The organism is Microbacterium petrolearium (assembly GCF_054782875.1).
Genome location: NZ_BAAGRQ010000004.1, coordinates 61981 through 82303, shown reverse-complemented (window position 1 = coordinate 82303; position 20323 = coordinate 61981). Strand labels below are relative to the sequence as shown.

Here is a 20323-nt window from a genome sequence, read left to right as displayed (position 1 = left end):
CCCCGGCGGTTCGCCCCGCGGATCAGTTCCGGGCGGCCTTGGCCGCGTAGAGCACCGCATCGGCGCGCGCTCCGACCGACGCGGCGTCGTCGCCGTCGCGCAGCTCGGCCACGCCCCACGACCAGCCGCCGCCCGCCTCGGCGTGCAGGCGCGTCATCGTCGCCTCGGCTGCGGCGGCCGACGCACCCGGCAGGAGGATGACGAACTCGTCGCCGCCCACCCGGCCGATCACGTCGTCCGCGCGCAGCGCGTCGCGCCACGCCTCCACCGCGGACTGGAGCAGGCGGTCGCCCGCGTCGTGGCCCTGCTCGTCGTTGATCTGCTTGAAGCCGTCGAAGTCGACGGCGACGTAGGCGAGCGGCAGCCCCCGCCGCCGCGTGCGCTCGGCGGCGCGCTCGAAGGCGCGGTCGAGGCCGAGGCGGTTCAGGGCGCGCGTGAGGGGATCGGTCTCGGCGAGCGTGCGCTCCCCGTGGCGCACGGCGTGCACCGCCTCGAGCAGCAGCCAGGCGGTGGCGATGGCCGCGACGAGCGGCATCGATCCGACCGCCTCGGCGACCTCCGCGGGAAGGAACGCCACCGTCGCGAGCACGCCGAGGATGATGGCGGCCAGGAAGGAGCGCCCGACGCGGCGGCGATAGAACCACCCCGAGATCACCGCGAACAGCGGCAGGCAGAACAGCAGCTCGATGAGCCCGTCCGCGTCGTCGCGCACGCCCGCCCGCACCATGAGGGTGACCGCCATCACGCCCGCCCAGACGAGGACGCCCCAGTGGGGGTAGCGCGCGCCGAGCCGGACCGCGACGAAGATGGCCGCCACGCCGACGGCGACGGCCGCGGTCTCGGCCACCACCTGCCACACGGTCATCGCCGACATCAGGCCGACGGCGGCGCTGGCGACGTAGAGGGCGGCCGCCCCGATCGACACGAGCGCCGGCCAGGCCTGCACGCTCTCGTCCACCGTGTCGCCCGTGATCACCGGCGCGGTGATGGTGTCGGCCCGCGGCGGTCGCTCGCGCTTCTCGCGGTACAGGTCGTCGTCGGCGAGACGCACGAGCATGTCGAGCCCCGGCCCGTACTGCAGCCGCACCAGCCCGGCGCTGAACGGCTGCGCGGCTGCCTCGCGCAGGCGCGCCTCCACCTCGCGCGCGGCCGCCTCGCCCGAGGCGCGGAAGATGATGACGAACTCGTCGCCGCCCCAGCGCCCGACCACGTCGTTCGGCCCGAGCACCTCCTGCCACGACGCGACGGTCGCCCGCAGCAGCGCGTCGCCCGCGGCATGGCCGTGCTGGTCGTTGACGGGCTTGAGCCCGTCGATGTCGGCGACGAGGATCCAGCGCTCCGCCCCCGACCGGCGGGTCTCGCGCACGTAGCGGTTCAGTCCCCGCCGGTTGAGCGCTCCCGTGAGGGGATCGGTCCGCACCACGCGGGAGAGGTCCTCCCCCAGCGCGAGCGAGACCTCGAGCACGAGCCAGCACACGATCCCGCCGTACACGACCACCCACGACCCGCTCGATGTGTGCGTCGGCTCGATGCGGCCGCCGAAGACGGCCACCGCGCAGATGACGATGACGACGGCGGCGGCCAGGCGCGCCATGCCGGCGGGCTGGAAGCCGAGGTACACCATCAGCACGGGCACGACGAGGAGCGCCGCGACCACCGTGCCGGGGTGGTCGCTCGAGGTCAGGACCGCCGCGATCCCGCCGCCCAGCAGGAACGACAGGGCCATCCCCGCCCAGCGGGGGAACCGCCGCCCGGCGATGAGCGCCACGAGCATGCCCGCCAGACCGAACAGCAGCACCGTGACCTCGGGCGCGGCCTGCACCGGGCCGGGATCGTGCGCGAGGAGGTGCGCCCCGGCGAGCGCGGCGAAGTAGAGCGAGCCGATGGCGGTGGTGAGCGAGAAGCGCGACTGGTGCTTCCACGCCCGGCGCACGCGGCTGACGAGGGGAGTCAGGACCCTGTCGTTGGAACGTGCCATGTCTCACCGGTTCGGGCACTCCGGCGGTGCCATGTGACCGGGCCGCCGGGTGCTGTGTGGTCGGGGGTGCGAGTGCGCCCTGACCATACCGAACGGGCCTGGGCATCCGCCATAGCTGCCCGGGGACTATCGGGCAGCATTCCGGAAGACATTCTCGGGAGGGTCTCCGGCGCAAATCGGCACACCACTCCCACCCGTCACACTGGTAACGTCGCGCTCGAGAGAACCGCGCCACGAGAACGGATGAGTGTGACGGGCGACATCGATCAGGCACGTCGTGCCACGCGACGAAGGGACGTGCCCGCGCACCGCATCGTCTTCCAGCCGCTCGTCTCGACGCGGACCGGCGGGATCGTCGGATACGAGGCCCTCGCGCGGTTCGAGGACGGGCGGCCGCCTACCGAGCACCTGGCGGACCCGGCGTGCGGGATCGTCGAGCTCGAGCTCGCGCTCGCGCGCAGCGCCGTCGCGGCGGCCTCGGCCATCCCGGCGTCCTACTCCGTGACGATCAACCTGTCGGCGCAGTCGATCGCGCGGCCCGAGGTGCGCTCGCTCCTGCCTCGCGGTCGGCGCTGGGGCATCGAGCTGCTCGAGACCTCGGTGCTCGGCACCGACAGCCGCGTGCGCGAGCACGTCGACGAGCTCGACGCGATGCTCCTGATCGACGACGCCGGCACCAACCACGCCAACGTCGAGCGCATCATCGACCTGCGCCCCGACATCGTCAAGATCGACAAGTCCCTGCTGTGGAACGCCGTCCCCGCGGACGGCGACGGACTGACCGAGGCGAGGAAGCTGCGCGCGTACGTGGCAGCGGCGCGCATGGTGGGCGCCAGGACGCTCGCGGAGGGTGTGGAGACCGAGCGGCACCGCCGCACCGCCGTCGACGCGGGCATCGACTACGCGCAGGGCTACCTCTACGGCCGCCCCGCGCCGTACGCCGCCGCCTGAGACCCGCGCGTCTCTCGGAAGGCGCCGACCATGGCGCCGCACGCCCCGGGGGTCTACGGTGTGGAGATGGGCCGCCTCTACTACGACGGACACCCCGACCCCGTCGAGGTGGACGACGACGAGCTCGCACACGTCAAGGCGGTCGTCGTGACCAAGCTGCGTCGCCGCGAGGGGTTCCTCCTGTCGTGGACGGAGGCTCGGCAGCGCGTGGCGATCTGGGTGGCTCCGGCCATCGACCTGCGCTTCGAGTTCGACGCCGTCACGCCGCCCTCGACCGATCCCGCGCGCCTCGAGCGCATCGCCGCCGAGAGCGCGACCGGATCGATCACGTTCACTCCGTCGCCCTGAGCAGCGTCCGGTCCATAGCCCGTGCGGCATACGGTCGTCAAGCCTCGCGCCTCGATTCCCCGAAAGCGGTTCTACTCGGGAGAGTGGTGGCAGCAGCGCACATGCTGCCACCGTGATGTCGAGATCGGAGAAGACGATGACGCTGATGACCGACCCGACCACCGCCGTCCGCCCCTCGCGCACCAACGCGCCGATGAGCTCGGGGCACCCCGCGCTCGGCCGGGCCCCCGAGGCCGAGATCGTGCCCGTCGGGCTCGACTGCTACCAGATCCTGCTCGACGACACGGTCGTCGGCTACGTCTGCGCCACCGAGGACGGCTGGGAGTGCCTCGCCGGCGCGCACCTCGGCGACACGCGTCCCATCGGCGCCCGCGCGAGCATCACGGCCGCGATCCGCGACCTCTGCCGCGAGGCCACGCTGCGCGCGACCGCCTGAGAGAATCGGCGTGTGGCCCACCTGATCGTCTTCATCGCCGGCGCCGGGCAGGCCGCTTCCAGCTGGGACGACGGACAGGTGCGGCCCCCGCGCGCGCTCATGTCCCTGCAGCGGGCCCTCATCACCGCCATCCCGTCGCGACTGCTCGGGCTTCCGGAAGGGCTGGACAAGCCTGCACTGCTCGCGGTGCTGGATGCCGGCGCGCGGGCGGATCTGCGCGATGCGCTCCCTCGGATACACGCCCCCACCGTGGTGCTGTGCGGGTCCGCCGACCGGCCCAATCTGCCCGCGGCGAGAGAGCTCGCCCGCGGGATCGACGGCGCAGAACTGAGGATCGTACCCCGCGGTGGCCATGCCCTCCAGGTCGACGCCCCCGGAGCGTTTGTCGTCGCCGTGCGCGATGCGGTCACCCGCGGGCAGGCGTCCTGAGCCGGGAACGCGAAAGCCCCCGGCGAACCGGGGGCCTGCATGCGGTAGCGGAGGCGGGGCTTGAACCCGCGACCTCACGATTATGAGTCGTGCGCTCTCACCAACTGAGCTACTCCGCCGCGACTGCATCCGTAGATGCTGCGAGCCCCGAGTCAGGATTGAACTGACGACCCCTTCCTTACCATGGAAGTGCTCTGCCACTGAGCTATCGGGGCGTGCTACCCGGTCACGGGCAACCAGAAGAGAATACCATCCCGCCGCGGTCCTTCACGAACCGGGGCTCATCCCTCCGAGGTCTCGGGCTGACCCGCCGGCTCCGCGGCGGCCTCGTCCGGATAGTGCGTGCCCGCCCACTTCTGCAGCCACGGCATCGGGTCGATCGTGGATCCGCCGATGATGATCTCGAAGTGCAGGTGCGCGCCGTACGAGCGGCCGGTGTTGCCCGTGAGGCCGATGATGTCGCCCACCTCGACGCGCTGGCCGGGCACCACCCGCAGCGAGCCGTACTGCATGTGCGCGTAGTGGCTCGTGACGAGCTGGCCGTCGATGATGTGGTCGATGTAGACGTTCACGCCGTACGAGCCGCCCGCCTCGGTGGCGATGCGCACGGTGCCGTCGGCGATCGCCTGGATCGGCGCGCCCGCGCCCGGCACGAAGTCGAGACCCTCGTGCAGCCGGCCCCAGCGGTACCCGTAGGGCGAGCTGATGCCCACGCCCACGAGGAACGGCCACTGGATGTCGGCCGTCGGGTCGTTCGTGAAGGCGGCGCCCGAGGCATTGATGCCCTCGGCGGCCGCGAGCTCGCTGTAGCTCGTCGAGGCGTACGAGCTCGACGCCTCGAGCGCCTCCGCCGTCACGTCGGCCGGCGCCACGAAGGCCTGGATGTCGGCCTTCGATCCGCCCAGCGAGCCGGACGCGGACGCCTGCGTCGCGAGGCTCTCGCCCTCGGCGGGAGCGGCGATCGCGCCGATCGGCGTGGTCAGGCCCACCGCAAGGGCGCCGACGATCCCCATCACGCCGAGCGAAGCGGTGGTGGTGGCCATGACGCGCCGCAGCCGGCGCGGGCGGCGCGGCGCGACGTGGTCGGCTTCCTCGGCGCGCCCGCTCTCGGCGGCGTCGCGGATGACCGGGGTCTCGCCGGTCGCACCGAAGGCGCGGACGGCCTCGAGGAATGGATCGTCCGACGAGCTCGAGGCGTCTGCCTCGACGGGCTCGGACTGCTCGGCCGGCTCATCCGCTTCTGCGGGCTCCGCCGGCTCCGTCGGAGCGATGACCTCGGGCGCGGGGACCTCGTCGATCGCGATCGAGGACTCGGCGTCGGGCGCCTCGGCGGCGGCCTCGAGCGGCGTCGCGGGGGCCGCGGCCGCGTCGTCGACCTCGACCGAGACGAGGTCGACGGGCTTGTGCGCAGCCGACTGCGCGAGGGCACGGCGCTGACGACGGGTCAGCGGCACGGTCTCGGCGGGCGTCGGCTTGCTCGTCGCAGGCGCCTCGGCAGCGGGCTCCACCGTTGCGGGCTCCACGCTTGCGGCAGGGGCGATCTGGGCCGGGGGGTGCGCCACGGGCGCGACCTCCGCCGAGCGCCGCTCGGGAACGGCCACGGCGCGATCCGACGATGCCGCCGCCTCGGCCTGCGCGAGCGCCGCGGCGAGACCTGCTGCCTGGGCGCGCAGCGCGCGCCGCGAGAGGCGCGTCGGCTGCTCGGCCGGGGGGAGGTCGTGAGGCACGGGCGTACGGAGGCTTTCGCTCGGGTGCCGCGGGGGATCGGCACTCGTGTATCGGGGGCACCGACCGCCTCGTCCGTCGGGATCGGACTATAACGATCGGATAACCCACACACTACCCGGATGAACCTGGGCATCGCCAGTCCACGCCGCCGGTTCGGGAAACGGGCGTGTTAAATCTTCCGACACCCCCGCCGAGTGACGGATGGGAGCGGTCAGGCGTCGGGCGCGACGGCGACGTAGAGCTCGTCGAAGATCGCCGGGCCGCCGGTCACGATCATCGCGCGGCCGCGCTCGTCGGCGGGGTGCCAGCCCACGCGTCCGCCGGCCTCCTGCACGAGCAGCGCGCCGGCGGCGAGATCCCACGGACGCAGCCCGCGCTCGTAGTAGGCGTCGAGCCGGCCGGCCGCGACGTACGCGAGATCGAGCGACGCGGCGCCGATGCGGCGCAGGTCGCGCGCGAGCGGCATCACGCGCTGCACGAGCGCGAGCTGCTCCTGGCGCGACGCGGCGTCGTAGCTGAAGCCCGTGGCGATGAGCGCGCCCGCCGGCGCCTCCCGCGTGACCTCGAGCCGCCGCCCGCCGAGCCACGCGCCCTCGCCCGCGGCCGCCTCGAACACCTCGCCGAGCACCGGCGCGTGCACGACGCCGGCGAGCGCGTGCCAGGTCATCGGATCGGCGCCGCCCTCGACCACGCCGATGCTCACGGCCCATGCCGGCATGCCGAACGCGTAGTTCACCGTGCCGTCGATCGGGTCGACCACCCACGTGATCCCCGACGTGCCGCTCCCCGCGCCGGATTCCTCGCCGTAGAAGGCGTCATCCGGTCGCTGCGCGGCGAGGCGCGCGCGGATGAGCGCCTCGACCTCGCGGTCGGCCTCGGTCACGATGTCGGCGAGCGTCGACTTGCTCGCCGCGATCGCGACCCCCTCGGCCCGGCGCCGCGCCGCCAGCTCGGCGGCCTCGGCCGCGATCTCGCGCGCCAGCGCCCGCAGTTCCCCCGGAGTCGTCATGCTCCCCACGCTATCGCCGCCCGGTGAACGCCCGGTGCCGCGCGATCCACGACCCCGGGAACGACGGAGGCCCGCATCCGATGGATGCGGGCCTCGCACGTGGTAGGTGAGGGATTCGAACCCCCGAAGGCTGAGCCGTCTGATTTACAGTCAGATCCCTTTGGCCGCTCGGGCAACCTACCAGGATGCGCACCCGGCCGACTTGTTCAGCCAACCGGAGGCGCGAACATCCATAGTACCCGCTGCGGCGGTCGCGCCGAAATCGCCGCGTCAGGCGGCCTCGGCCACGCGGGCGACGAACTCGCGCGAGCGGCGGGCGGTGCCGTCGATCTTCATGTCGACGCTCGCGCGGTACTCGTTCGGCGCGAGCGGCAGCGCGAGCCGCACGTTCTCGTGACACGACAGATCCGCGCACATGTAGGTGCCCACGCTGTTGCCCAGCTCGCCCTCCTCCCCCGCCTTGCGCGCAGTGAACAGCGCCACCTGGTTGCCGGGCTGCATCGTGCGGCAGATGTTGCAGAACGCCGCGCGCGCCCGCGACGATCCGTTCGCCCGCCGCACGACGACGCCCGTCGGCTCGCCGTCGATCTCGGCGACGATGTAGCCGCGCCCGCGCGAATGCGGGTCGGCCCAGGCGAGGAAGTCGAGGTGATCCCACTCCACAAGCGGGAAGTCGTGCGGGAGCGCCGCGACCCTCCGCTCGTCGGGCGTGGCGTTCACGAGCGAGTCGAGCACCTCCTGCTCGGTCATCGGTCGCATGTCTGCGTCCTCCCTCCGGTCGCCCGCCAGTCTACGAATCGCTCGCGCCGCGGGCGCCGGTGCCGCTAGGTTCGGCACATGACGCCCGACCCCGCCCGCTCGGCGGCCCCCGCCGCCATGCGCCCCCGCCGGCGCGCGCTGCTCGCGCTCGCCACGGCATGCGCGGCGCTCGCCCTCGCCGGCTGCGCGGCGGCCGGCCCGACGTATTCGGTGCTCGAGCGCGATCCCGAGGCCGCGGACGCCCTTCCCGACCTGCCCGTGAATGCGGGCGAGTCGGCCGACCTCGACTCGGCCCGTGCGATCGGCGAGCACGAGGGCTCCTCGCTCTGCTCATGAGAGGCGAGGATCCCGGCGCCATCTGCCTCCTCTCCCATCGGGACGACGGGGCCTGGGTCGTCGTCTGCAGCGACGAGGGAGCGGGGCTGCAGACGGACGGCGAGACGGGGCATTTCGCGGTCGTGCCCGACGGCGCGCCCGGCCCCGAGGGCACGTCCCAGATCTCCGAGAACGTCTACGCGTCTTGAGGCCCACCGGTAGGCTGTGGCCATGGCAGACAGCTCCTTTGACATCGTCTCCAAGGTCGACCGCCAGGAGGCCGACAACGCCCTCAACCAGGCGCGCAAGGAGGTCGAGCAGCGCTACGACTTCCGCGGCACCGACGCCTCGATCGAGTGGAGCGGTGAGCAGATCCTCATCAAGGCCAACAGCGACGACCGCGCGCTCGCGGTGCTCGACGTGTTCCAGTCGAAGCTCATCAAGCGCGGCATCTCGCTGAAGAGCCTCGACTCGGGCGAGCCGCAGGCCAGCGGCAGGGAGTACCGGATCGTCTCGAGCCTCAAGAACGGGATCGATCAGGACAACGCGAAGAAGATCGGCAAGATCATCCGCGACGAGGGCCCGAAGGGCGTCAAGAGCCAGATCCAGGGCGACGAGGTGCGCGTGACGAGCAAGAGCCGCGACGACCTGCAGGAGGTCATCCGCCTGCTGAAGTCGAAGGACCTCGACCTCGACCTCCAGTTCACGAACTACCGGTGACCGACGGGCTCGACGCCGCGCTGCGCTGCGTGCGCGAGGACGCGCGCGCCGGGCGGCTCGAGCTGTGGGGGCACTCGACCGTCGTCGACGAGAACGTCGGGGCCCCCGTCATCACGCGCGAGCTGTTCGACCTGCTGCATGACGCGGCGGGGATCGAGGCGGAGTTCCCGATCGGCAACGCCGGCGTCGTGCACGTGTACGGCTACTTCTTCTCCGACGTGCCCACGCCCTACGGCTACAAGCGGGATCGCTGGAACGACGGCGTGCTCGCCCGCGCGCTCGGGCTGCCCGGGGCGGCGTTCCGGCTCGGCGACAGCCCGGACGAGACGCCGCTCGCGCGCGTGACCGCCGCGGCGCTGCCCCTGCTGCAAGACCCGCCCGCCGACGCCGTCGCGGTGATGGACGTGCCCGTCGACGGCGTTCCCACGCGCGCGGTCGTCACGGCCGGCTCCGGCGGATCCGGCGTGCTCTGCTATGGCGTGGACGAGGGGCAGCGCCTGCGGCTCGTCACGCTCTTCCCGGTCGCCGACGCGGCCGAATTCGCGCGCGAGGCGGCAGCCGAACCCCCGCGCCTGCGCTGGAACGCCGCCCTCCCCCGCTGAGCCCTGCCCGCACGCCCGCCGGCCGGCGAGAATCCATCGCCGCGCCGAGAATCCGTGCGCGCCTGACTTCTCGGCGCGGACGTGGATTCTCGCGGGAAAGAGGGGTCCGCGAACGCACCGGTCACCGGATGTTCATCTCCTCGTGACCAATCCGTCCACGAACTTGCCATAGCGTGGACGCATTGTTCGCGAGCGTGAAGGAGTGCCGGTGACCGCGACCCTGGTGTTCGACTTCGACGGCACCGTCGCCGTCGGCAACGGCGCGGTGCTCGCGTACGCTCGCGAGGCCGCACGGCGCGTCGGCCCGGAGTTCCTCGCACTCGTGGAGCGGACGATCGCGGCGTTCGATGACGGCACCGAGTCGCGCTTCCGCGACGGCTACGACGTCGTCGGCACGCTCGCGGCGGAGGCGGGGCTCGACGCGGCGGCCATGCAGGAGGCGTACCTCGCCAGCCGCGCCGCGCTCGGCGGGCCCGACGGCGCCGTCGACATGGCGCCCGGCCTGGCCGAGCTGCTCGAGGCGCTGCCCGCGTCGACGCGCGTCATACTGGCGACCAACGCCCCCGAGCTCGGCGTGGAAGCGCTGCTGAAGGGCTGGGGCGTGCGCCGGCACTTCGACGAGCTGCGCTACGACAGCGGCAAGCCCGCCGGCCTCGCCCCGATCATCCGGGAGGCGCTGGCGCGCGGACCGGTCCTCTCGATCGGCGACATCGTCGAGAACGACCTGGCCCCGGCCGCCGCGCTCGGCGCCGACACAGCCCTCGTGGGCGCCACGGCCGCCGGCTCCGCCGCCGACGTGACCATGCGCGCGGCGACCCTCGCCGAGCTCGCCCCCCAGATCCTCGCGTGGGCCCGCCGGGCCGACGCGCGGACCCCCGTGCTGCCCGGCACGGGCCACCCCCTCGAAAGGTGAACCCCCCCATGCGCAAGACCCTGATCGCGTCGGGTGCCGTCGCGGCGCTCGCCCTCGGACTCGCCGGCTGCGCGACGTCCGACACCACCGACAACGCCGAAGCCGCCACCGAGTGGCCGGAGTCGATCACGCTGTCGCTCGTCCCGTCCGTCGAGGGCGAGGACCTCGCCGAGGCGCTCGGCCCCCTCACCGACTACCTCTCGGAGGGTCTCGGCATCGAGGTCGAGGGCGTCGTCGCCAACAACTACGCCGCCACCGTCGAGGCGCTCGGCGCCGACCAGGCCCAGGTCGTCATCACCGACGCCGGCTCGCTCTACAACGCGATCGAGCAGTACGACGCCGAGCTGATCCTGCGCGACGTGCGCTTCGGCGCCACGTCGTACGCCGCCGTGGCCTACACGAACAACCCCGACAAGTACTGCGACGACGAGCCGGTCATGGCCACGTACGACGCGAGCGGCATCGAGCTGTCGTACTGCAACGGCCTGGAGGAGGCCGGCGCGTCGGCCACCGGCCAGGGCCCCGTGGGCGTCGAGGCGTTCGAGAAGATCGCCGGCGCGAAGGTCGCCCTGCAGGCCGCCACGTCGCCGGCCGGGTACCAGTACCCGGTCGTCGCGATGCGCGACGCCGGCATCGACACCGACGCCGACATCCAGCAGATCCCCGTCGAGGGCAACAACAACGCCGTGCTCGCCGTCGCCAACGGCGACGCCGAGGTGGGCTTCGGCTACTGGGACGCCCGCACCACGGTCACCGAGGAGGTGCCCGACATCGCCGACAAGGCCGTGGCGTTCGCCTACACCGAGATGATCCCCAACGGGGGCGTCGCCGTCTCGAACACGCTGCCCGCCGACCTCGTCGACGAGCTCACCACCCTGCTCGACGAGTACGCCGACTCGTCGGAGGAGGCCGCCACGGTCATGTTCGACCTCGTGGGCCTGAGCGACTGGACCGCCGAGACGGCCGAGGAGGAGATCACCCGCTACGGCGAGATCCTCGCGCAGTTCCAGGGCTGATCCCCCTCCGGGAGCACTGAGCGCATGACATCCGACGCGCACATCGCGGAGGCCGGGCTCGTCCCGGCCTCCGCCTCCTGGCCGATCCACCTCGAGAAGGTGTCGGTCACGTACCCGAACGGCACGGCCGCCCTGCGCGACGTGTCGCTCTCGATCGCCCCGGGCGAGATGGTCTCGGTCGTCGGCCTGTCCGGATCGGGCAAGTCGACGCTCATCCGCACGATCAACGGCCTCGTCCCCGTCACCAGCGGATCGGTGCAGGTCGGGCCGTACACGGTCTCGGGCCTCGGCGGCCGCCGGCTGCGCGAGCTGCGCGGCCACGTCGGCATGATCTTCCAGGGCTTCAACCTGGCCGAGCGCGTGGACGTGTACCGCAACACGCTCGTCGGCCGCTTCGCCCGCGCCGGCGCGCTGCGCACGCTGCTCGGCATCCCCACGGCCGAGGATCGCGAGATCGCGCTGCGCGCGCTCGAGGCCGTCGGCATGCTCGACAAGGTGTGGACGCGCGCCGGGTCGCTCTCGGGCGGACAGAAGCAGCGCGTGGCCATCGCCCGCGCGCTGTCGCAGGAGCCGCAGGTGATGCTCGCCGACGAGCCCGTCGCGAGCCTCGATCCGCCCACCGCGCACGCCGTCATGGCCGAGCTCGAGCGGATCGGCGTGCAGCGCGGCCTCACGGTGCTCGTCAACCTGCACCTCATGGACCTGGCCCGTGACTACACGACGCGCATGATCGGCCTGCGCGCCGGCGAGCTCGTGTACGACGGGCCCGCGGCGGATGCCACCGACGCCGACTTCGAGGAGATCTACGGGCGCCGCATCCAGCCGCAGGATCGCCTCGGGGCGACCTCGTGACGACGGCCGACGCGGCCGCGACGCCGATCGCGGTGCCGCCGCGGCCGCGCACGTGGCCGCGCACGGTGCTCGTGATCGCCGCGTTCGCGGTGTTCACGGTGCTCACGTGCCTGCCCGCGATCGGCGGCGTGGAGATCGACCTGGCCGCGATCGCGAAGAACTGGCGCAACGGCGCCAACAAGATGCTGCAGCTGCTGCAGCCCGACCTCGCCTTCCTGCCCCGCACCGTCCAGCCGATGCTCGAGACGCTGCAGATGGCCGTCGTCGGCGCGGCCGCGGCCGCCCTCGTCTCGGTGCCGCTGACGCTGTGGGCGGCCCGTCCGACGAACCCGAACGGCGTCACCCGCCGCATCGTGCGCGCCGTCATCAACGTCGTCCGCGCCGTGCCCGACCTCGTGTACGCGACCATCCTCGTCGCGCTCGTGGGCGTCGGCGCCCTGCCGGGCCTGCTCACGCTGTTCCTGTTCGACCTGGGGATCGTCGTGAAGCTCGTCTCCGAGGCGATCGACTCCGCCGAGCACCCGTACCTCGAGGCCGGCCGCGCGGCCGGCGCGACGCAGGGCCGGCTCAACCGCGCGCTGGCCCTCCCCCAGACCCTGCCGCTGTTCGCCAACCAGTGGCTCTACACGCTCGAGCTCAACGTGCGCATCTCGGCCATCCTCGGCATCGTCGGCGCCGGCGGCATCGGCCGCCTGCTCGACGAGCGCTTCGGCTTCTACGCCTACGACGACGTGTCGGTGATCATCCTCGAGATCCTCGTCGTGGTCATCCTCATCGAGCTCGTCTCCACCCAGCTCCGCCGGAGGCTCACATGACCGCCACGATGCTGCAGGCCACGAAGGCCCTCGAGCTGCCGAAGCCCCCGTCGCGCCGGCGCGAGACGATCGCCGCCGTGCTGGCCGGCGTCGTGCTCCTCGTCGCGGCCGCGGGGCTCGACGCCAACTGGGCCCGCCTGCTCGACCTGCCGCGCGCGTCGTGGGAGTACGCGGTGCTCATGTTCGAGAACCCGGACTGGGATCGGCTGGGCCGCGCCCTGTTCGAGATGTGGCGTTCGATCTCGATGGCGTGGCTCGGCGCGCTGCTGTGCGTGGCGCTCTCGGTGCCGCTGGGCATGTTCGCCGCCGACGGCGTGGGCCCGGCGTGGCTGCGGCACGGCCTGCGCGCGGTGTTCGCCGTCATCCGCGCCGTGCCCGAGGTGATCATCGCCCTCATCCTGCTCACCGTCACGGGCCTGACGCCCTTCACCGGCGCGCTCGCGCTCGGCATCGCGGGCATCGGCACGCAGGGCAAGTGGGTGTACGAGACGATCGAGTCGCTCAGCGACGGCGCGGCCGAGGCCGTGCGCGCCGCGGGCGGCGGGCGCGTGGCCGTCGTGCGCTGGGCGCTGTGGCCGGCGGCGCTGCCGTCGCTCATGTCGTTCGCGCTGTATCGCTTCGAGATCAACATCCGCACCTCGGCCGTGCTCGGACTCGTGGGCGCGGGCGGGATCGGGTCGATGCTGTCGAACTACACCAACTACCGTGAGTGGAGCACGGTGGGCATGCTGCTCATCGTGGTCATCGTCGCGACGATGCTCATCGACGCGGTCTCCGGCGCCATCCGCCGCCGGATCATGGAAGGGGCGAGGACTCGTGGCGTGGACAGGATCGGCTGACGCACCGCTGACGGCGCGGATCACGGCGCTCGCGCCCTCGCTGCACCCCGGCGAGCGCCGGGTGGCCGAGGCGATCGCGAACGACCTCGGCACGGCCGTGGAGCGCACCGCGCAGGAGGCCGCCGAGGCCATCGGCGTGGGCCGGGCGACCGTGGTGCGCACGGCACAGGCGCTCGGCTACGAGGGCTACCCGCAGCTGCGCGTGGCCGCCGCGCGCGACCTCGCCATGCGCACGAGCGACGCGTCGCTGCTGGCGGACGGCACGATCCTCGGCGGGCTGCGCGCCTCGGCCGAGCGCTTCGCCTCCCGCCTCGGGCACAGCCTGTCGGGGCTCACGGAGGAAGGCCTGCAGGACGTCGTGCGCGCCCTCGACGAGGCCTCGCGAGTGCTCGTCGTCGCCAACGGCCTGTCCTCGCCGCTCGGGCTCGACCTCGCCCTGCGGCTCAACGCCGCGGGTCGTCCCGCCGAGCAGCTGTCGGACGCCATCGCCCAGCGGATCGCGGCGCGCCAGCTCGGGCCCGATGCCGTGTGCCTGATCGTGTCGGGATCGGGGGCGAACGACACGACGCTGGCCGCCATGGAGGCGGCGCGGGCGAGCGGATGCCGCGTGCTCGCGATCACGTCGTTCGCCCAGTCGGCCGTGACCGAGCTCGCCGACATCGCCCTCATCGCGCCCGCCGTGAACGACACCTTCCAGGACGAGCTGCTGCACACCTCGCGCGCCGCCCTCATGCTCGTCACCGAGGCGCTCGTCGACGCCCTCCTCACCCGCCGCGGCGAGCGCGGCCGCGACGCCCGCGCGGCCGCGCTCGAGGTGCTGGGCTCCTCGATCCGCGAGTCCTGAGTTCGCGCACGCAGCCTCGCGAGTGCGTTCGTGTCGTCAACGCGCCGGATCACCGCACGAAGGCACTCGCGAACCGGATCACGCGTCGTCGTCGGGGCCGCCGGGCCGGACCGCGGCGTCGTCGCGGACGTCGATGCGGGTCACGCCGTCGCGCTCCGTGACGTCGATGCGGGGCGCGGCGTCCTCCTCGACCGCGTCCGGGGCGGCCAGCAACTGATCCCGCCGCTTCTCGTCCTCGGTCATGCCGGTCTCGTCCGCGCTGGTCTCGTCGGGGGCGTCGTCTGCGGCGTTCGTCATGGCCCGACGCTACGGGCGCGCCGGCCCCCGCCGCGAGGGCCTTGACACGTATCCGCCGACCCAGCGATCCAGCCGCGCGTACGCCTCGTCGCGCGCCTCGCGGCGCGAGAGGAATACATCGTGCAGGGCGCCGTCGATCCTCTCCACGGAGACGGACGGCCCGAGTTTGAGAGCCGCACGCGCGACCCCGTCGACGGCGAGCACGGTGTCGGCGCGCGTGAGCTCCTCACTCCACCGGGTGGGCGCCACGCTGCGCGCCGAGAGCAGCACGCACACCGGCGCGTCGATGCGCAGGCCGCGCGCGACCTTCGCGTGCCCGGCGAGCACGGCGTCGAGCCACGCCGTGAGCACCGGCGGCGAGGGCGTCGGACGCCAGAGGGGGTCGGGCTCCATCGGATCGTCCGGATCGGCGGCCGCGAGCTGCGCCCGCGCGTAGAAGCCGAGATCGACCTGCGGCACGACGTCGCGCGGCCGGAACCGGGCGCCGAGGTCGATCGCCGCGGAGATCGCGGCGCGCCCGGCCGCGCCGAGTTGGAACTCGAGCCACGGCGCATTCAGCACGAGCGCCGCGGCCTCGCCCGGGTGCCGCGCGGCCCACAGGCTCAGCGTGAGCCCGCCCGTGGAGTGCCCCATGAGCACGAGCCGCCGGCCGCTCCGGTCGCCCATCGCGCCGAGCGCCGCGGCGATGTCCTCGTCGTACGCGGCGAGATCGGCGACGAAGCCGTGCGTCTGGCCCGGTCGCAGGCTGCGGCCGTACTTGCGCAGGTCGAGCGCGAAGAACCGCGCCCCGCGATCCGCCCAGAATCGCGCGATCCGGCGCTGGAAGAAGTAGTCCGACCAGCCGTGCACGTACAGCACGTCGACGCCGCGCAGCGCCCCGGTGCGGCGCAGCCCCCGCGGCAGGTGCCGCACGAGCGTGGCGACGACCTCGCCCTCGGCGTCGGTGCCGAGCGGCAGGGTGCGTTGCTCGAACCCCGCCCCCAGCACGTCCGGCCGCCACCCCTCCGCCATGCCGCCAGCTTAGGGCGCGCCGGCGACCGACGCGGGACCCACGGGCGGGGCCTACCCGCGGCCTACGGGCGCGCGGCCTTGGATCCCTCCCCCGCCATGCGCTCGCGCACCTCGCGCCGCAGTACCTTGCCGACGAGCGAGCGCGGCAGCTCGTCCATCTGCACGATGCGCCGTGGCACCTTGTAGTCGGCCAGGTGGGTGCGGCAGTAGTCGCGCAGCGCGGCGGCGTCGAAGGGCCGCCCCGCCCGCACCTCGACCGCGGCGGCCACCTGCTCGCTGCCGTCCGGGCGGCGCAGGCCCACGACGGCCGCGGCCTCGACGTCGGGGTGCGCCTCGAGCGTCTCCTCCACCTCGTGGGGCGCGACGTTGTAGCCGCCGGTGATGATGAGCTCCTTGATCCGGTCGACCACCGTGACGAAGCCGTCCTCCGCCACCGTGACGATGTCGCCCGTGCGCACCCAACCGCCCGGCAGCAGCGTCTGCGCCGTCTCGTCGGGGCGCCGCCAGTAGCCCGAGAACACCTGCGGCCCGCGCACGAGCAGCTCGCCGCGCTCGCCGGGCGGCACGTCGGTCGACGGATCGTCGGGCGAGACGACGCGGATGTCGGTGCCGGGGAACGGCACCCCGACGGTGCCGGGGCGGCGCGTGGGCCCCATGGGGTTGCCGAGCGCCACGGGCGAGGTCTCGGTCATGCCGTAGCCCTCGACGAGCAGCCCTCCCGTGGCCTCCTCCCACCGCCGCACGGTGGCCAGCGGCAGGCTCATGGCGCCGGAGATCGCGAAGCGGATCGTCGACAGGTCGATCGCGCCCTGCCCGGCCGCGCGCGAGAGGGCGTCGTAGATCGGCGGCACCGCGGGCAGGAACGTCGGCGGATCGGCCTTGGCGGCGTCGGCCACGAGGCCCGCGTCGAACGTGGGGAACAGCACGAGCTTGGCGCCCATGCTCATGGCGAACGTGAGGCACAGCGTGAGCCCGTACGCGTGGAAGAGCGGCAGCACACCGTAGAAGGTCTCCTCGCCCTCGCGCAGCCCCGGCACCCACGCGCGGCCCTGCATCGCGTTCGCGCGCAGGTTGCGGTGGGTCAGGATCACGCCCTTCGGGTCGCCCGTGGTGCCGCTCGTGTACTGCAGCAGCGCGATGTCGTCCACCGCGGGGCGCGCGTGCCGCCGCGACAGCCGACGCGACGAGACGATCCGGCGCCACGGCACGAGACCGCGCGCCTTCGGCCGCCCCGTGAGCCGCCGCCGCGCCTCGCGCGCCTTCTTCACGGGCAGCCGCAGCGCCAGGCGGCGCCCGAACGGCAGCTCCTCGGTGAGGTCGACGGAGATGATGGTGCGCGGGCGCGCGTCGCCGGGCAGCTCGGCGACGGCGTCGGCCGCCTTGTCCCACACCACGGCGACCTGCGCCTCGTGATCCTCGAACTGATGGCGCAGCTCGCGGGGCGTGTAGAGCGGGTTGTGCTCCACGACGATCGCGCCCAGTCGCAGCACGGCGTAGAACGCCACGACGTGCTGCGGGCAGTTGGGCAGCACGAGGGCCACGCGATCGCCCTTGCGCACGCCCAGGCGCCGCAGCCCCTCCGCCGCCCGCTCGATCCGCTCGCCCAGCTCGCCGTAGTCGATCGTCGCGCCGAAGAACACGAGCGCCGGCTTGCGCCGGAACCGCCGCACGCTGCGCGCCATCATGTCGACGAGCGATTCGGACACCTCGCCGATGCCGTCCGGCACGTCCTGCGCGTACTGCGCCGTCCACGGCCTGTCGCTCCACGGATGCGGTGCGCCCACGGTGCTCCCTTCCCGGGCCGCCCGGCCCGATTCGTCGTGAACCGACGGGCGCTCCATGCTGTCACCCGCGGCTATCGGTCTGCTGGATGCCGCCAGGCTCAGTCAGGCACCGCGGCCGCGTCAACCCCTTGCAGAGCGCCGGATCGGCCGGGAAGGCGCCGTGGAAGCGCGTCACTTCACGGCGCCGGCCGTGAGGCCGCCGACGATGTACTTCTGCAGGAAGAGGAAGAGGGCGACCACGGGCAGCGCCGACATCACGGCGCCCGCCGAGAAGGCGCTCCAGTCCGCGTAGCGCGGGTTGGAGACGAGCTTGGTCAGGCCCACGGCCAGGGTCTGCTGCTCGGTGTCGATGAGCACGACCGACGCGACGACGAACTCGTTGACGGTCGTGATGAACGACAGCAGCGCGACGACGGCGAGGATCGGCGCCACGAGGCGCAGGATGATCGTGAAGAAGACGCGCACGTGGCTGGCGCCGTCGATCCGCGCCGCCTCGTCGATCGACTGCGGCACCGTGTTGAAGAAGCCGTACATGAGGTACGTGTTCACGCCGAGCGCGCCGCCGAGGTAGACGAGGATCAGGCCGATGCGGCTGTTGAGCCCGAGCGCCGGGAACCAGTCGCCGATCGTGCTCAGCAGCAGGAAGATCGCCACGACGGCCAGCAGCTGCGGGAACATCTGCACGACGACGATCGTGATGAGCCCGAACCGGCGCCCCGTGAAGCGCATGCGCGAGAAGGCATACGCGGCGAGCGCGCCGAGGAACACCGTGGCGATGGCCGTGATGCCCGCGATGATCAGCGTGTTCGCGAACCAGGCGGTGAACGGCACCTTCGGATCGGTGAGGATGCGCACGTAGCTGTCGATCCCGATCCGCGAGAACAGGGCGTTCGACCCCGTGAGCGTGCCCTGCGGGTTCAGCGAGCTCGACACGACGAACACGATCGGCAGCAGCGAGAACGCCACGACCACGACGCCGACGACGTGGCGCCATCCGGTGTCGGCGAGCCAGCGCCCGAACGAGCGGCGCTTCACGGGCGCTTCGGCGACGGCCATCAGTTCAGCTCCTCGAGCGACTTGGTGCGGCGGAATGCGATGACCGAGATGACGGCCACGACGATGAAGATGATGATCGAGTACGCGCTGGCCAGGCCGTAGTCGCGCGTCTGCCCGGTGAAGGCGACCTTGTAGACCATCGAGATGAGGATGTCGGTGTGCCCGACGGGGATCGGCGCCGCGGAGTCGCGCGGCCCACCGTCGGTGAGCATGTAGACGACGTTGAAGTTGTTGAAGTTGAACGCGAACGACGCGATCAGCAGCGGCGCGACCGTCACGAGCAGCAGCGGCAGCTTGATGTGCCGGAACACCGCCCACGGCCGGGCGCCGTCGACCGTGGCCGCCTCCTGCAGCTCATCGGGGATCGACTGCAGCGCGCCCGTGCACACGAGGAACATGTAGGGGAAGCCCAGCCAGAGGTTGACGATGAGGATCGACACCTTCGCCATGACCGGGTCGGTGAGCCACGGAATGGACGCGCCGCCGAAGATCACCTCGTTCAGGAAGCCGAAGCTCTGGTTCATCATGCCGGCCCACACGAGCGCCGACAGGAACGACGGGATCGCGTACGGCAGGATCATGAGCACGCGGTAGACCTGCCGGCCCCGCATGCGCGCGTTGTTGAACGCGATCGCGAGGAACAGGCCCAGGAAGAACGTCGACGCGACGGAGATGAGCGCGAAGGCGAACGTCCACAGCGTGACGTAGACGAGCGGGCCGGCCAGCCGCGCGTCGGTCACGGCCCGGATGAAGTTGTCGAAGCCGACGGTGATCTGCCATCCCGGCATCAGCTGCGTGCCGTCCTCGGCCGTGAAGGCGCCCACGCCCGTGTCGCGGTAGACGGTGCCGGACTCCGTGTCGGTAAGGGTGCCGGCGGCCTCGTCGTACGCGAGCGACGAGGTGTAGCGGTAGCCGCTGGATCCGTCGGGCGTGCGGATCGCCCCGTCGTTCGGATCGTCGGAGTACGCGACCGCGAGGTCGGCGACCTCCTGCTGCCGCTGCAGCACCTCGGCGAACTGCAGGCTCGTCCAGCCGGGCACCGCCACGGCCTTCGAGCCCTCGAACTCCGCGTCGACCGGCTCGAGCGGCTGCTCCGCGGTGCCGACGAGCGCGTCGCCGTCGGGCGTCGTGACGAGCAGGCCGAGCGCGCCGCCCTGCTCGACGACCGTGACGGGGTAGGTCGGCGAGTCGGGCACGCGATCCAGCGCCGAGGCCATGAGCGAGGCGACCGCCTGCTCCTTGCTGCCGTTGTGGCCCGTGCCGTAGTTCGTGAAGGCGACGTACCCGGTGTAGAGCAGCACGAACACCTGGAACAGCACGAGGAAGATGACCCCGGGCGTGAGGTACTTCGCCGGCAGCGCCCGGCGCGAGAGGTAGATGCCGTTGACGAGCAGCGCCACGGCGACGACGACGCCCATGACGACCCACTGCTCGAAGCCGATGAGCACGAGCACCGCGTACACGGCGATCGCGTCGACGATGCCCAGCAGCAGGAGCTTCAGGATGAGTGCCCTCGTGCCGCCGCCGGCGCGCTCGGCGATGCGCTCGGCCTGCCGGCGGCGGCGCGCGCGGCCGGGGTCGCTCGCGGCCGGCGCGGTCTGCGTGTCGGTTGCGGTCATGG

23 protein-coding genes and 3 tRNA genes are annotated in these 20323 nt (G+C 72.6%); 14 read left to right on the top strand and 12 right to left on the bottom strand.

The annotated features are described in order from the left end of the window. Window positions 1-22: 22 nt before the first annotated feature. On the bottom strand, window positions 23-1978 hold the full coding sequence (locus tag ACYVJ0_RS04725) for a diguanylate cyclase domain-containing protein (protein WP_460816335.1): 1956 nt from the start codon (window positions 1976-1978) through the stop codon (window positions 23-25). 243 nt (window positions 1979-2221) lie between these two features. Here ACYVJ0_RS04725 and ACYVJ0_RS04720 point away from each other — a divergent pair, with 243 nt between their 5' ends. The 4 genes from ACYVJ0_RS04720 to ACYVJ0_RS04705 all read left to right on the top strand — a co-directional run bounded on the left by ACYVJ0_RS04720 (window position 2222) and on the right by ACYVJ0_RS04705 (window position 4142). After that, complete coding sequence (locus ACYVJ0_RS04720; RefSeq protein WP_460816333.1) at window positions 2222-2929, top strand: EAL domain-containing protein; 708 nt, start codon at window positions 2222-2224, stop codon at window positions 2927-2929. 30 nt (window positions 2930-2959) lie between these two features. Next, complete coding sequence (locus ACYVJ0_RS04715; RefSeq protein ID WP_449854125.1) at window positions 2960-3277, top strand: DUF7882 family protein; 318 nt, start codon at window positions 2960-2962, stop codon at window positions 3275-3277. 145 nt (window positions 3278-3422) lie between these two features. Next, complete coding sequence (locus ACYVJ0_RS04710) at window positions 3423-3713, top strand: hypothetical protein (RefSeq protein ID WP_449854124.1); 291 nt, start codon at window positions 3423-3425, stop codon at window positions 3711-3713. Between the two features lie 12 nt (window positions 3714-3725). Continuing rightward, window positions 3726-4142, top strand: a complete 417-nt coding sequence (locus tag ACYVJ0_RS04705; protein WP_460816332.1) for an alpha/beta fold hydrolase — start codon at window positions 3726-3728, stop codon at window positions 4140-4142. A 45-nt stretch (window positions 4143-4187) separates the two neighbouring features. Here ACYVJ0_RS04705 and ACYVJ0_RS04700 read toward each other — a convergent pair. From ACYVJ0_RS04700 to ACYVJ0_RS04675, 6 genes are all read right to left on the bottom strand, one after another. Continuing rightward, a tRNA-Met gene (locus tag ACYVJ0_RS04700) sits at window positions 4188-4261 on the bottom strand. Between the two features lie 24 nt (window positions 4262-4285). Continuing rightward, a tRNA-Thr gene (locus tag ACYVJ0_RS04695) sits at window positions 4286-4357 on the bottom strand. Window positions 4358-4423: 66 nt separating this feature from the next. Beyond that, window positions 4424-5869, bottom strand: coding sequence for a M23 family metallopeptidase (locus tag ACYVJ0_RS04690; protein ID WP_449854122.1), 1446 nt, complete (start codon window positions 5867-5869; stop codon window positions 4424-4426). 212 nt (window positions 5870-6081) lie between these two features. Next, complete coding sequence (locus ACYVJ0_RS04685) at window positions 6082-6879, bottom strand: inositol monophosphatase family protein (RefSeq protein WP_449854121.1); 798 nt, start codon at window positions 6877-6879, stop codon at window positions 6082-6084. Between the two features lie 100 nt (window positions 6880-6979). After that, window positions 6980-7061: transfer RNA gene (locus ACYVJ0_RS04680), tRNA-Tyr, on the bottom strand. Between the two features lie 88 nt (window positions 7062-7149). After that, window positions 7150-7638 (bottom strand): FBP domain-containing protein, encoded by a 489-nt coding sequence (locus ACYVJ0_RS04675; RefSeq protein ID WP_449854120.1) that lies wholly within the window; start codon window positions 7636-7638, stop codon window positions 7150-7152. A 78-nt stretch (window positions 7639-7716) separates the two neighbouring features. Between ACYVJ0_RS04675 and ACYVJ0_RS04670 the strand changes: the two genes are divergently transcribed. From ACYVJ0_RS04670 to ACYVJ0_RS04625, 10 genes are all read left to right on the top strand, one after another. Beyond that, window positions 7717-7974, top strand: a complete 258-nt coding sequence (locus ACYVJ0_RS04670) for a hypothetical protein (protein ID WP_460816330.1) — start codon at window positions 7717-7719, stop codon at window positions 7972-7974. After that, a complete protein-coding gene (locus tag ACYVJ0_RS04665; protein WP_460816329.1) occupies window positions 7971-8162 on the top strand; it encodes a hypothetical protein in 192 nt (63 codons plus the stop codon). Before ACYVJ0_RS04670 ends, ACYVJ0_RS04665 begins: the two co-directional genes overlap by 4 nt. 22 nt (window positions 8163-8184) lie before the next feature. Beyond that, on the top strand, window positions 8185-8673 hold the full coding sequence (locus tag ACYVJ0_RS04660) for a YajQ family cyclic di-GMP-binding protein (protein ID WP_460816327.1): 489 nt from the start codon (window positions 8185-8187) through the stop codon (window positions 8671-8673). Further along, complete coding sequence (locus ACYVJ0_RS04655; protein ID WP_460816325.1) at window positions 8670-9275, top strand: amino acid deaminase; 606 nt, start codon at window positions 8670-8672, stop codon at window positions 9273-9275. Before ACYVJ0_RS04660 ends, ACYVJ0_RS04655 begins: the two co-directional genes overlap by 4 nt. A gap of 208 nt (window positions 9276-9483) precedes the next feature. Then, window positions 9484-10188, top strand: a complete 705-nt coding sequence (locus ACYVJ0_RS04650) for an HAD family hydrolase (protein ID WP_460816323.1) — start codon at window positions 9484-9486, stop codon at window positions 10186-10188. 8 nt (window positions 10189-10196) lie between these two features. Then, on the top strand, window positions 10197-11204 hold the full coding sequence (locus ACYVJ0_RS04645; RefSeq protein ID WP_460816321.1) for a PhnD/SsuA/transferrin family substrate-binding protein: 1008 nt from the start codon (window positions 10197-10199) through the stop codon (window positions 11202-11204). A 24-nt stretch (window positions 11205-11228) separates the two neighbouring features. Continuing rightward, window positions 11229-12056, top strand: a complete 828-nt coding sequence (gene phnC / locus ACYVJ0_RS04640; protein ID WP_449854114.1) for a phosphonate ABC transporter ATP-binding protein — start codon at window positions 11229-11231, stop codon at window positions 12054-12056. After that, window positions 12053-12871 (top strand): phosphonate ABC transporter, permease protein PhnE, encoded by an 819-nt coding sequence (phnE, locus tag ACYVJ0_RS04635; protein ID WP_460816319.1) that lies wholly within the window; start codon window positions 12053-12055, stop codon window positions 12869-12871. The genes phnC and phnE (ACYVJ0_RS04635) overlap by 4 nt, the downstream gene beginning before the upstream one ends. Beyond that, window positions 12868-13710 (top strand): phosphonate ABC transporter, permease protein PhnE, encoded by an 843-nt coding sequence (gene phnE, locus ACYVJ0_RS04630; protein WP_449854112.1) that lies wholly within the window; start codon window positions 12868-12870, stop codon window positions 13708-13710. The genes phnE (ACYVJ0_RS04635) and phnE (ACYVJ0_RS04630) overlap by 4 nt, the downstream gene beginning before the upstream one ends. After that, a complete protein-coding gene (locus tag ACYVJ0_RS04625; RefSeq protein ID WP_460816317.1) occupies window positions 13688-14554 on the top strand; it encodes a MurR/RpiR family transcriptional regulator in 867 nt (288 codons plus the stop codon). Before phnE (ACYVJ0_RS04630) ends, ACYVJ0_RS04625 begins: the two co-directional genes overlap by 23 nt. A 78-nt stretch (window positions 14555-14632) precedes the next feature. Here ACYVJ0_RS04625 and ACYVJ0_RS04620 read toward each other — a convergent pair whose 3' ends face one another. From ACYVJ0_RS04620 to ACYVJ0_RS04600, 5 genes are all read right to left on the bottom strand, one after another. After that, on the bottom strand, window positions 14633-14851 hold the full coding sequence (locus ACYVJ0_RS04620) for a hypothetical protein (RefSeq protein WP_460816315.1): 219 nt from the start codon (window positions 14849-14851) through the stop codon (window positions 14633-14635). A gap of 9 nt (window positions 14852-14860) precedes the next feature. Then, a complete protein-coding gene (locus ACYVJ0_RS04615; RefSeq protein ID WP_460816313.1) occupies window positions 14861-15862 on the bottom strand; it encodes an alpha/beta hydrolase in 1002 nt (333 codons plus the stop codon). A 62-nt stretch (window positions 15863-15924) separates the two neighbouring features. Then, window positions 15925-17646 (bottom strand): long-chain-fatty-acid--CoA ligase, encoded by a 1722-nt coding sequence (locus ACYVJ0_RS04610; RefSeq protein WP_460816312.1) that lies wholly within the window; start codon window positions 17644-17646, stop codon window positions 15925-15927. A 171-nt stretch (window positions 17647-17817) separates the two neighbouring features. Continuing rightward, a complete protein-coding gene (locus ACYVJ0_RS04605; RefSeq protein ID WP_460816310.1) occupies window positions 17818-18702 on the bottom strand; it encodes a sugar ABC transporter permease in 885 nt (294 codons plus the stop codon). Next, window positions 18702-20321 carry an ABC transporter permease subunit gene (locus tag ACYVJ0_RS04600; protein WP_460816309.1) on the bottom strand — a complete coding sequence of 540 codons (1620 nt, stop codon included), beginning with the start codon at window positions 20319-20321 and terminating at the stop codon, window positions 18702-18704. The genes ACYVJ0_RS04605 and ACYVJ0_RS04600 overlap by 1 nt, the downstream gene beginning before the upstream one ends. Window positions 20322-20323 lie beyond the last annotated feature (2 nt).

Coding starts and splice junctions, on each gene's coding strand:
- ACYVJ0_RS04645 (WP_460816321.1), top strand. CDS start 10,197: ATGCGCAAGACCCTGATCGCGTCGGGTGCCGTCGCGGCGCTCGCCCTC.
- ACYVJ0_RS04685 (WP_449854121.1), bottom strand. CDS start 6,879: ATGACGACTCCGGGGGAACTGCGGGCGCTGGCGCGCGAGATCGCGGCC.
- ACYVJ0_RS04605 (WP_460816310.1), bottom strand. CDS start 18,702: ATGGCCGTCGCCGAAGCGCCCGTGAAGCGCCGCTCGTTCGGGCGCTGG.
- ACYVJ0_RS04720 (WP_460816333.1), top strand. CDS start 2,222: ATGAGTGTGACGGGCGACATCGATCAGGCACGTCGTGCCACGCGACGA.
- ACYVJ0_RS04600 (WP_460816309.1), bottom strand. CDS start 20,321: ATGACCGCAACCGACACGCAGACCGCGCCGGCCGCGAGCGACCCCGGC.
- ACYVJ0_RS04675 (WP_449854120.1), bottom strand. CDS start 7,638: ATGCGACCGATGACCGAGCAGGAGGTGCTCGACTCGCTCGTGAACGCC.
- ACYVJ0_RS04710 (WP_449854124.1), top strand. CDS start 3,423: ATGACCGACCCGACCACCGCCGTCCGCCCCTCGCGCACCAACGCGCCG.
- phnC (WP_449854114.1), top strand. CDS start 11,229: ATGACATCCGACGCGCACATCGCGGAGGCCGGGCTCGTCCCGGCCTCC.
- ACYVJ0_RS04620 (WP_460816315.1), bottom strand. CDS start 14,851: ATGACGAACGCCGCAGACGACGCCCCCGACGAGACCAGCGCGGACGAG.
- ACYVJ0_RS04660 (WP_460816327.1), top strand. CDS start 8,185: ATGGCAGACAGCTCCTTTGACATCGTCTCCAAGGTCGACCGCCAGGAG.
- ACYVJ0_RS04615 (WP_460816313.1), bottom strand. CDS start 15,862: ATGGCGGAGGGGTGGCGGCCGGACGTGCTGGGGGCGGGGTTCGAGCAA.
- phnE (WP_449854112.1), top strand. CDS start 12,868: ATGACCGCCACGATGCTGCAGGCCACGAAGGCCCTCGAGCTGCCGAAG.
- ACYVJ0_RS04670 (WP_460816330.1), top strand. CDS start 7,717: ATGACGCCCGACCCCGCCCGCTCGGCGGCCCCCGCCGCCATGCGCCCC.
- ACYVJ0_RS04725 (WP_460816335.1), bottom strand. CDS start 1,978: ATGGCACGTTCCAACGACAGGGTCCTGACTCCCCTCGTCAGCCGCGTG.
- ACYVJ0_RS04665 (WP_460816329.1), top strand. CDS start 7,971: ATGAGAGGCGAGGATCCCGGCGCCATCTGCCTCCTCTCCCATCGGGAC.
- ACYVJ0_RS04715 (WP_449854125.1), top strand. CDS start 2,960: ATGGCGCCGCACGCCCCGGGGGTCTACGGTGTGGAGATGGGCCGCCTC.